The following is a 10,158-nucleotide window of genomic DNA, read 5'->3' on the forward strand; positions in this document are numbered from 1 at the left end:
GCTGGATTTTATAATGAAGTTAGCCACTTAGGCTAACCCACAAAAAAAACGCCATGTGAATTTCATGTTATATTGAAGTTACCGCTAACTCTCAATAGACAGGATGAATTCACATGACGCACTCTAACGATAACATATCAGCACGTAAGGGAAAACACTTATCTCATTCAGAACGTTCTCAAATTGCTATTTTAAAGACTCAGAAGTACTCCAATCGTCAAATTGCAAAGGCATTAGGATGTGCCCCGCAAACCATTAATAGCGAAATCTGTCGTGGAACCATTACGCAACTTAATCGGCAAAAACAAAACGGTAAAGTTTACGACTACTATACAACTCTCTACGATCCCGATGCCGGACAAGCAGCTTACGATAAACTACGGTTGAACTGTGGCCGTCGGCCAAAATGGGCTGATACGGATGCCTTTATTGAGTGGGCAGATGATAAATTGTTACAGGAAAAGTGGTCTCCAGATGTAGTCATTGGATTTGCGAAGACACATGACTTGTTTGACTCATCTATTATTCCCTGTACAACGACGCTCTATGGATGGATTGACAAAGGCATTATGAGAACAAAGAATATGGATCTACTCGAAAAACTATCGCGTAAACCAAAAGATACTACTTATAGAAGCCGAAGAAACAAGCGAATGCTAGGCCAATCTATTGAACAAAGACCCGCAGAAATTGATAACCGGCAGACCTTTGGTCACTGGGAAGTTGATACAGTTGTTGGAAACAAAACAAAAACCGATTCGGTTTTATTGACGTTAGTTGAACGTCAAACACGCTTTGAAATCATCCTTAAACTCAATGGTAAAGATATAGAATCTGTCAATCAGGCAATCAGTCAATTACGATATCGAGCCGGTGATACGTTCTCTAAAGTATTTAAGACCATCACTTCTGATAATGGATCTGAATTTGCCGGTCTTCATGAGGCACTTCACGAGACACTTGATGTGTACTTCAGTCATCCTTATGCTTCGTGGGAAAGAGGAACAAGCGAGAACCAGCATAAATTTATTCGCCGATTTATTCCAAAAGGAAAAGCTATCAATCAATTTAGTGAAACACAATACTTGAGAATCCAGCAATGGATGAATGACTATCCTCGGAAAATACTTGGATATAAAACACCACATGACTGTTTTGCCAATGCTCTGCGCTCTTTGTCCCAAGCAACCTGAGCACGTTAGTGCTTATCAAATAACAAGTGACGTCTTCCAATAACAAATTAAACAATCAGTTGCGGCTATCTTTTTAAACTAGGTGGCTAACTTAAACTTGAAATTTACAAAAGAATAATTTCTTTTATATGAAAAAATAAAAATTAATTTTTTGCTCAATATCTGATTTCATGAACAATTTAGATATATAATAGAAATAAGGCCATTGAAAAAAATTGGCTCTGTGTTAAATAGTGTTGGTAACATCAGTTACCTTTAATAAGATTCTATCGAATTTTTTCGATAGATCTTATTTTTTTTTAGGTTTCATTTTCTGTGAAAGAACGAGGCGATTTCTAAAAGAATTAAAACTGATAAAGCCATAGGCTGTTCTTTTGATATTTTCCACTTTATTATTGGAGCCTTCTAACGGACCGTTAGAGTAATTATAAAGAAACGCTGTTTCAATATGACCTTCTTCTAAGTGATAATGTAACGTTTTCTGACTAATCTTCATCGGATTGCGGTATTCAAAAATGGTCTCTTTTAACGTATTTCTAAATTGGGCAAAGTTCTTCGTTTTTAAAGCATGTAAAAGTTCTTGATAGAATCGATAATTTTCTTGTAATTCACTACTATAGGCGAGTAGCATATCAAATACGTGCTGTTAAGTCGTTTGTCCAAAGCGAGTATAGTACTTATAATCTGTGCTTGAAAGTGTCCGTTCTTCTTTGAGTAACAGGCGCCAGTGATTCTTGAATCTAATATAAATCCCTTTAGAAGGTTAGCTAGAGCGGTTGTATTGTTTCATGATTTTAACCCTGATTCTATTCAAAGATCAATTGTAGGATATGAAACCGATCGATAATGATCTTAGCATTTGGGAAGAGTTCTCTTATAAAGAACTCATAAGCTGCATTCACATCAATGACTTCATGTGTATCGCCATCGGCGTAAATAAAACTCATAGAACCTTTCACATTCTTAACGGTTTTGAACTCATCAAAGAGTAAGCAAGAAGGTAATGCCTGATATACTGGATAGTATGTCTGGACAAAATGACTGATAAAACGTTTCACGGTAGTGGGCAAAACAGTGTGTTCTTCTGCAATATACTTCATCGAAAGGTCTTCTCCTGATTGAAATCCGATATGTTGTTTAACTTTTCTGGAAATAAAGCAATGTTCTTCAACTTCAGAGGATTGAGCAGAAAAGGTCTGCTTACAGGATTTACAATTGAAACGTTGTTTCTTTAAATAGAGACGAGTAGGATAGCCAGCGAAACGGTTTGATACAATCTTAGCATAATTTGATCCATGTTTACTCACATGGTACTGAGTATTGATCGTGCAGCACTTGGGACAACCTTTTGGGGTATAAGTGATGGGTCATCTTACAATATTTGTAAGACATCACTTGACCGACTCTTTTTCAATTTTAGTTAAAGTGCTTGATTTATCTTGGATATTGAGTAATTTTTTGATATCATTTGTTTGAAACAAGCGAGATTCCTCCTATAGATTTGGTGTGGTAACTATAGTCTGTCAGAGAATCTCGCTTGTTTCTTTATATGCGGAAAATAGTGCTGGAGAATTCTCACCAACGCTAAATATTATAGAACCTTAAAATATCATACCGCACAGGCAAGTATATAACCTTACTTTTCACATAATTATATTGACTTTATCTTCAAAAAGAGTAAACTCATAAAACATGATTAAATTTTTGACTATCTAATTAATAACCGTGGATTGGCGCATACGATACTTTTGAATTCAGATTCTTAAAAAGATTGGTTTTATCCATTTAAAGCTCTTTTATAAAAAATCAGTAAAGTGTCAGGTTAATTTCATATAAGTTTTTCTATTTTACATGAAGTGCATCTTATATTCAATCTATCAGCGTTTTCCTGTATTCTATGATTTATTATGTTCATTTATTAAGATATATGAAATCAAATAAATTCATTTTCTCTAGTATAATTTTATTATCCTCTGAAAGGCTAGGAATATTTACGAAAAGATTTTCCTTAGCTCTACTGAGTGCAACAAAATAAACTCTGTCATCTTCACTTTCATTTATTTTAGGATTTAGAAGAAATTTTAACTCTTTTGTTTCATTGAATGACTTTTTATTCTCAACAATCACTAAAATGTTATCCTCTTCATCACCTTTTGACTTATGAATTGTTCTGAACAAATTACTAGTTTCCTTGATTTCTACTATTGAAGCAATATCTTTGTAGTAGTTACTATTATATAATTTTACTTTCTTTCCTCTAGTTATCTTCTGTTGAGTATCAAAAAATCCACAAAGATAACTATTGTAATACTCCATCAAAGTTAGATTTTCAATATTTGAATACTCATTTATTAATCTTTGTAAATTTTTTAAAGCCTCTTTATCAGTAAATCCTAAATTTTTGCGGTATGCTTTCAACATAGAGTTGATAGCTTCTTTGTAATTATTTTCTTTACCGTATTCTATACTTTGAATTGTATAATAGATTTTCCTGCCTCTGTCATCATCATCAAACAATATACTTAGTTTCAAATCATCGTTATCTATAGCTTCAATTCCATATTTCAAATTATTGATCCCATTTTTTCTGTAAGCAAGTGTTAATAATCGGTTATTAGATATTATAGTTTTTGAGTACTTGTATGCACTATGAATATCCCCAATTAACAAAGATGGTTTTTTACCTGTCTTACTTTTAGGAGAATATTGATTTAATTTTGCATCTTTACTTACATGATTAAGAACTTTAATAATTTCGACTGTACTTCTATTGTTTTCTTCGATTTTAAAATTTTTTATTCCAGACAAATCAAAATCAATAAATTCCTTTACTTTAGCTCCGGCAAAACCATATATTGATTGACATGCATCTCCTATAGCTACGATTTTAGTCTCTTTTTCTGCAATTAGTTTAATAATTCTATTTTGAATCAATCCAGTATCTTGAAATTCATCAATCATGATATAAGGAAACTTGGCTCTAAGAATATCCACAACTCTATTACTCTTTTCTAATATTTTTAAGCTGAGATACATAACATCATCATGATGAATCTTACCTTTTGACCAACAAATTTTTTTATATTCTAATAAAGTATCTTCTTTTATATAATATTTCCCAACTTTTCTTTGCCATTCTTCTGGAAAACATAGTGTTCCATGACCTTCTTCGTTAATCTCCCAAGTTATTTTCTGCAATTTTTGAGCAATTTCTTTTATATTCTCACCACTTCCACTTATCAAGTAAAACTGATTCGTTACATTTGCCCAGTCTTTTATTAAAGAGTAGCTAGGTAATATATCTTCGTGTCCTTTAATACTTTCGAAGTCAAAGTCAAAATCTTCAAACAATACCCATAAATAAGGCTTTAAAATATGCTTGTAAAAAAAATTGTGAATTGTAGCAATTTCTACATAATCTAGAGTTAACCCTAATCTTTCCCGCAATGTTTCGATAGCAATATTAGTATGAGTAATACAGCCTACTCTTCTCAACCCTGATATCTTTCTAGATTTTTTTACAATTTCTTTTATATGTTTCGTCAAAAGAGTTGTTTTTCCGGCTCCTGGTCCTGCAGTTATTTTTAGGTGGGTACTGGATGGCAGTATACTTTTACTGGTAATTATTTTTAATGATGTATCCATTCAATGCTCTCCTTTATATATTCTGGAACATTAATCTCGTTCTTAAAATCCTCGTTTCCGATATTTAACATCATTATTTTTGTTGATAACTCTTGTGCAACTACTCCCTTAGACAATGATTCTAAATATCTCGTTGCAATAGTATGCTTCATAAAGTCTTCTTTATTTAAATAATGATTTTTATAAATTCCCTTTATTTCATCATTAATTTTATTTGATTTTAATATTTTAACAAAGTCTTCCAGTTCTGTCTTATCCAATTTTTTGTAACTTTTAATTAAATCTATCAATTCTTGTCGATTTTTCACACTTAAAGTTATTAGCTCTTCACACTTAGGATTTTCTAGCATCAATTGGTATTCTAATGTTGATCCTTCGGAAACAGGTTGATAAAAATATTTAACATTATCACTCAATGATTTTGAACTTTCAATCATTAAATTAGAACAACTTTTGTATTCATAACCTTGTGAATCTACGTTTAGAAATATTGGGTGACACTTTTTCCATGATGTTGTACTTTTTTCTTTTCTAACTGGATCTAAGTCCGTGATACAAGCTACTTTTTTCTTCATAGCAAATTTTGAACTATCTGAGTCAAAAAGTTTTAAAAAATGATTAAAATATCTTCCGTTTAAATTAATTACAGATATATGGTTATCAATTAAATCTTTATTTAACATGCTAGAGAACTCTGGAAGTAGTAATTGTTCTGCTAATCCCTCGACAAATATTATTCTTTTTGCAAAAAATAAATCTGAACGGGTTACATCTAAAAACCTTTCTACGAATAATTTTGATTCAATGTCTTCTTCGGAATTGCTGAATACCTTACCTGGATACGAAACTTCTGTTTTATATCCAATTTGATCAATCACTATTAAGCTGTCAATATCAACTGCTGCGGTTATATTTGGAGAATGTGAAGTAACAAATACTTGTTGGACCTCTTTCTGCCTATTAATATTTAAGAATCTCAATAATTTATACTGCATTGATGGATGTAAATGTGCTTCAGGCTCTTCAATTGCCAGAATAGAATAATTCTTGGCATTCGTTCCAAAATAAGTACCTGATGAATTTTTTTGCATTTTCGCTAGTAGTAATGAAATATAAATCAAATTATTATATCCCAATCCATTCTGTACTGCAGGTATTTTGATACCTGTTTCAGTCTCTACAATTAATTTTAAAGCAGAATATAATTCAGTATCAGATATCTTCCCCTCAAAGCTTGGAGTCAATTTTTCAAAGGTAGCTCCAGTATCAGTTGCATATCTTAGCATCTCATTTTTTCCAGAACTCATCCGCCTTTGAAGATCCTCAATTAATTCAGAAGCTTTTTTCGAAAATTCATTTTTATTGTTTCTAATTTTATCGATTTTTTCATCTGTAGTAAATTTATCATTATTTTTTATATCATAATCAATAAAAAAGTCTATTACTTCTTTTAATAAGGAATTACTTCCAGTATAAAGATCTCTCTCTACATCTCTAACTGCTTTTAAAAATTGAAAATCAAATTTTTTTAACGATTCATTATCTATATTTGTTTTCAACTTAGGATCACCAGCTAGCATATGATATTTATATTTGGGAATAAACCTATGTTCAATCTCATTCCAATAGTCCTCCATATTACTACTATTTAATTTTCCCATTATATCCTTATACTCTTTAATATATTTCTCTGGCAAGTAATATTCATATGTTATTCTTGCTTCATAAGGTTTATCGATTCTAGTTAGCCATGTCGAAACAGTAATTAAATCATCAGAATATTCTTCCTCATCATTCGATTCGATAAGCTTAGCAGATAGTGTAATCTTAGGTGGTTCGTTTATTATCTCATTAACTGAAATGTTCTTATGAAAATCACCTATAGTTAGTTTTCTTTTACTATTTTCATCAAATAAAAGTTCTATTGCTTTAATTAAAGTAGTCTTGCCAGAATTATTTTGTCCAATGAAAATATTAAACCCATTATTAAGTAACACTTTTATTCTATCACCGAAAATCCGGAAATTCTCAATTTCTAACTCTGAAATATACATTAAATCCATCCTTTTCCAATAGACCATGAACGATTAATCTTATCTCTAAGGCCTTTTTAAATAAGACGTTTTCATGTTTATTTTTGTGATTTATCAAATGCAAAATATAACTTCGGTACATAACCACTATCTTTAGTAAATAAATACCAATCTACTATTTTCAGCTTTAGCATTATTGAGTTGATTTGACTCAGTTTAAAATTACGTTCCCTTACTCCATCGAATACGTAAATCGGTTTATCACCTATTAACCATAGTACTGAAGCATTTTTACAATCAATTATTTTTTTTACCATACCTTCTCTAATATTAGGATATGTTTGTACATTCTCGTACTTCTTTCTATTATTGTATTTAAGTAATTCTTTTCGCACTTGAAACTCTTCTTTATTTGTCAGTATTTGAATAGATAGTAATGATTGTTCAAAGCTGTACATTGCAGTTGAAGTATCCATTCCTCTTTTAATTGCTAAAAGTTCATTACTTTTTTTATTATATATGTCTGCTACTTCTATAGTAGCTCCTGATACGTTTAAATTTCGTTTATGTAGCTTAATCATATCAGCGTTTTCTGTTAACTTTTCTATATACCCACCTTCACCAGAAAGTTCTCCCTTTTCATGAGAATCGTATGAGATACTATATTCATTATCAAACTCAACTATACTGTCTATCTCAATAAGTTTTTCCTCAAGCGTTTCATAAAATTTATTGTTAAAATACCCCCACTTTCCACTGTCTAACACATATACCTTATTATTTATTTCTATTTCAGCATAAATTAATTGTTTAAATGAAAAATTGCTTTTAATAGGCTGGCCCTCGTCGTCATAAATTGCAAAATTGATTTGCTCTAAATTAGATATCAATGCTGTTCTTTCTTTGATATATCTAACTACCTCAGTTCCTGTTAACGATATTTTTTCTTCAGTCTCCCTTTTTTCACCTCTAATGTATATACCAAGGCTCTGATTATTTGTTGATATATTAATAGAATTATCCACAATTTGAATCCGAGAAATATTGATAGCGACTACATCTTTTGAGGATGTAGTTTTGATTTCAGATAACAAACTATCATTTAATTGAGAATAAAGTTTTTCTTTTTTAGATATATTGCGCAATCTAGGTATATTAGATTTTCTATCTTTGAGACTTAAGGTAATATCTATCTCATTAAACAGATTACAAAAATCTCGAATTGATTTTGAATTGTTTAATTCATAATTTCTAGGAAATGTAACTCCTGTACCACAATCTATACTTTTTCCATATATCGTTTCCGATATAGGCTTTCCACTAACATATGAATAACTCTCACTTGCTTGTGGAAATTCATTTTGATTTTTCTTATAATTCATAACACCTCTCATCATATTTCGTTGAATAAAACTCACACTTTTCATGACTATTTCTTGAGACTCGATAGCTTTCTCAGCAAAGTTCAGACCAAAATCTAAGTCTGCTAGTTTTTCAACTTGCCAAAAAGCTCGTCCTTTTGGTAATAAATAAATTGATTTTTTCGTACGCACAATTATAATTGCATTGTATTGCATTGGAATTTCTCTGCTATAATTTTCTTCATCACCAAAAAATTTCATTACTTCTATTACCCAATCAGGTATATTCTTTTCATGAATTTCAAAAAATAAACTTATTCTTACATTTTCAGTAGTGTATTTCTTTTCTTCCCCGATTTTTTTATAATCATTTTCCATTAACATTTCTTCTAACTTTTTATAATCATATTTAGATTTGTATATTTTGGGTACCATTTTTCACCTCTTATTTTCATGTAATATCATCAAATTTATTCAATGTATAATTTAAGTATTAATAAACCGAATTAATAACGCTTACATATCGATTTTATCATACTGTAAAACTACTTACACTCTTTTATTTCCAATTCATCTATTCTTTTCATCATTAATTATGTAATAGCTTTATTCAGCTAAATATTTTTAAATAATTTAAAAAATAAAAAAACAAGCTGGATTTTATAATGAAGTTAGCCACTTAGGCTAACCCACAAAAAAAACGCCATGTGAATTTCATGTTATATTGAAGTTACCGCTAACTCTCAATAGACAGGATGAATTCACATGACGCACTCTAACGATAACATATCAGCACGTAAGGGAAAACACTTATCTCATTCAGAACGTTCTCAAATTGCTATTTTAAAGACTCAGAAGTACTCCAATCGTCAAATTGCAAAGGCATTAGGATGTGCCCCGCAAACCATTAATAGCGAAATCTGTCGTGGAACCATTACGCAACTTAATCGGCAAAAACAAAACGGTAAAGTTTACGACTACTATACAACTCTCTACGATCCCGATGCCGGACAAGCAGCTTACGATAAACTACGGTTGAACTGTGGCCGTCGGCCAAAATGGGCTGATACGGATGCCTTTATTGAGTGGGCAGATGATAAATTGTTACAGGAAAAGTGGTCTCCAGATGTAGTCATTGGATTTGCGAAGACACATGACTTGTTTGACTCATCTATTATTCCCTGTACAACGACGCTCTATGGATGGATTGACAAAGGCATTATGAGAACAAAGAATATGGATCTACTCGAAAAACTATCGCGTAAACCAAAAGATACTACTTATAGAAGCCGAAGAAACAAGCGAATGCTAGGCCAATCTATTGAACAAAGACCCGCAGAAATTGATAACCGGCAGACCTTTGGTCACTGGGAAGTTGATACAGTTGTTGGAAACAAAACAAAAACCGATTCGGTTTTATTGACGTTAGTTGAACGTCAAACACGCTTTGAAATCATCCTTAAACTCAATGGTAAAGATATAGAATCTGTCAATCAGGCAATCAGTCAATTACGATATCGAGCCGGTGATACGTTCTCTAAAGTATTTAAGACCATCACTTCTGATAATGGATCTGAATTTGCCGGTCTTCATGAGGCACTTCACGAGACACTTGATGTGTACTTCAGTCATCCTTATGCTTCGTGGGAAAGAGGAACAAGCGAGAACCAGCATAAATTTATTCGCCGATTTATTCCAAAAGGAAAAGCTATCAATCAATTTAGTGAAACACAATACTTGAGAATCCAGCAATGGATGAATGACTATCCTCGGAAAATACTTGGATATAAAACACCACATGACTGTTTTGCCAATGCTCTGCGCTCTTTGTCCCAAGCAACCTGAGCACGTTAGTGCTTATCAAATAACAAGTGACGTCTTCCAATAACAAATTAAACAATCAGTTGCGGCTATCTTTTTAAACTA

General features: G+C 31.7%; 7 protein-coding genes. 2 read left to right on the forward strand and 5 right to left on the reverse strand.

The window, feature by feature from the left end:
• Window positions 1-113: 113 nt before the first annotated feature.
• Window positions 114-1,193 (forward strand): IS30 family transposase, encoded by a 1,080-nt coding sequence (locus tag J5J05_RS03625; protein WP_208559143.1) that lies wholly within the window; start codon window positions 114-116, stop codon window positions 1,191-1,193.
• Window positions 1,194-1,482: 289 nt separating this feature from the next.
• On the opposite strand, the gene J5J05_RS03630 is transcribed toward J5J05_RS03625, so the two are convergent.
• The 5 genes from J5J05_RS03630 to J5J05_RS03655 all read right to left on the reverse strand — a co-directional run bounded on the left by J5J05_RS03630 (window position 1,483) and on the right by J5J05_RS03655 (window position 8,667).
• Window positions 1,483-1,824: a transposase gene (locus J5J05_RS03630; protein WP_208559316.1), complete on the reverse strand. Its 342-nt coding sequence runs from the start codon at window positions 1,822-1,824 to the stop codon at window positions 1,483-1,485.
• Window positions 1,825-1,999: 175 nt separating this feature from the next.
• Entirely contained in the window at window positions 2,000-2,293 is a 294-nt protein-coding gene (locus tag J5J05_RS03635) for a transposase (RefSeq protein WP_208559317.1), read from the reverse strand.
• Between the two features lie 811 nt (window positions 2,294-3,104).
• Entirely contained in the window at window positions 3,105-4,838 is a 1,734-nt protein-coding gene (locus tag J5J05_RS03645; RefSeq protein ID WP_208559318.1) for an ATP-dependent helicase, read from the reverse strand.
• A complete protein-coding gene (locus J5J05_RS03650) occupies window positions 4,823-6,892 on the reverse strand; it encodes an ATP-dependent nuclease (RefSeq protein ID WP_208559319.1) in 2,070 nt (689 codons plus the stop codon). The genes J5J05_RS03645 and J5J05_RS03650 overlap by 16 nt, the downstream gene beginning before the upstream one ends.
• Before the next feature lie 77 nt (window positions 6,893-6,969).
• Complete coding sequence (locus J5J05_RS03655; protein WP_208559320.1) at window positions 6,970-8,667, reverse strand: DUF6119 family protein; 1,698 nt, start codon at window positions 8,665-8,667, stop codon at window positions 6,970-6,972.
• A gap of 330 nt (window positions 8,668-8,997) precedes the next feature.
• Between J5J05_RS03655 and J5J05_RS03660 the strand changes: the two genes are divergently transcribed.
• Window positions 8,998-10,077, forward strand: coding sequence for an IS30 family transposase (locus tag J5J05_RS03660; RefSeq protein ID WP_208559143.1), 1,080 nt, complete (start codon window positions 8,998-9,000; stop codon window positions 10,075-10,077).
• Window positions 10,078-10,158: the final 81 nt, after the last annotated feature.

Origin of the sequence: Marinilactibacillus kalidii (genome assembly GCF_017599325.1) — a bacterium.
GTDB classification, from domain to species: domain Bacteria; phylum Bacillota; class Bacilli; order Lactobacillales; family Carnobacteriaceae_A; genus Marinilactibacillus; species Marinilactibacillus kalidii.

Excerpts from the sequence above, each read along its gene's own strand:
- J5J05_RS03655 (WP_208559320.1), bottom strand. The coding sequence starts at position 8,667 with ATGGTACCCAAAATATACAAATCTAAATATGATTATAAAAAGTTAGAA.
- J5J05_RS03660 (WP_208559143.1), top strand. The coding sequence starts at position 8,998 with ATGACGCACTCTAACGATAACATATCAGCACGTAAGGGAAAACACTTA.
- J5J05_RS03650 (WP_208559319.1), bottom strand. The coding sequence starts at position 6,892 with ATGTATATTTCAGAGTTAGAAATTGAGAATTTCCGGATTTTCGGTGAT.
- J5J05_RS03645 (WP_208559318.1), bottom strand. The coding sequence starts at position 4,838 with ATGGATACATCATTAAAAATAATTACCAGTAAAAGTATACTGCCATCC.
- J5J05_RS03630 (WP_208559316.1), bottom strand. The coding sequence starts at position 1,824 with ATGCTACTCGCCTATAGTAGTGAATTACAAGAAAATTATCGATTCTAT.
- J5J05_RS03625 (WP_208559143.1), top strand. The coding sequence starts at position 114 with ATGACGCACTCTAACGATAACATATCAGCACGTAAGGGAAAACACTTA.
- J5J05_RS03635 (WP_208559317.1), bottom strand. The coding sequence starts at position 2,293 with ATGAAGTATATTGCAGAAGAACACACTGTTTTGCCCACTACCGTGAAA.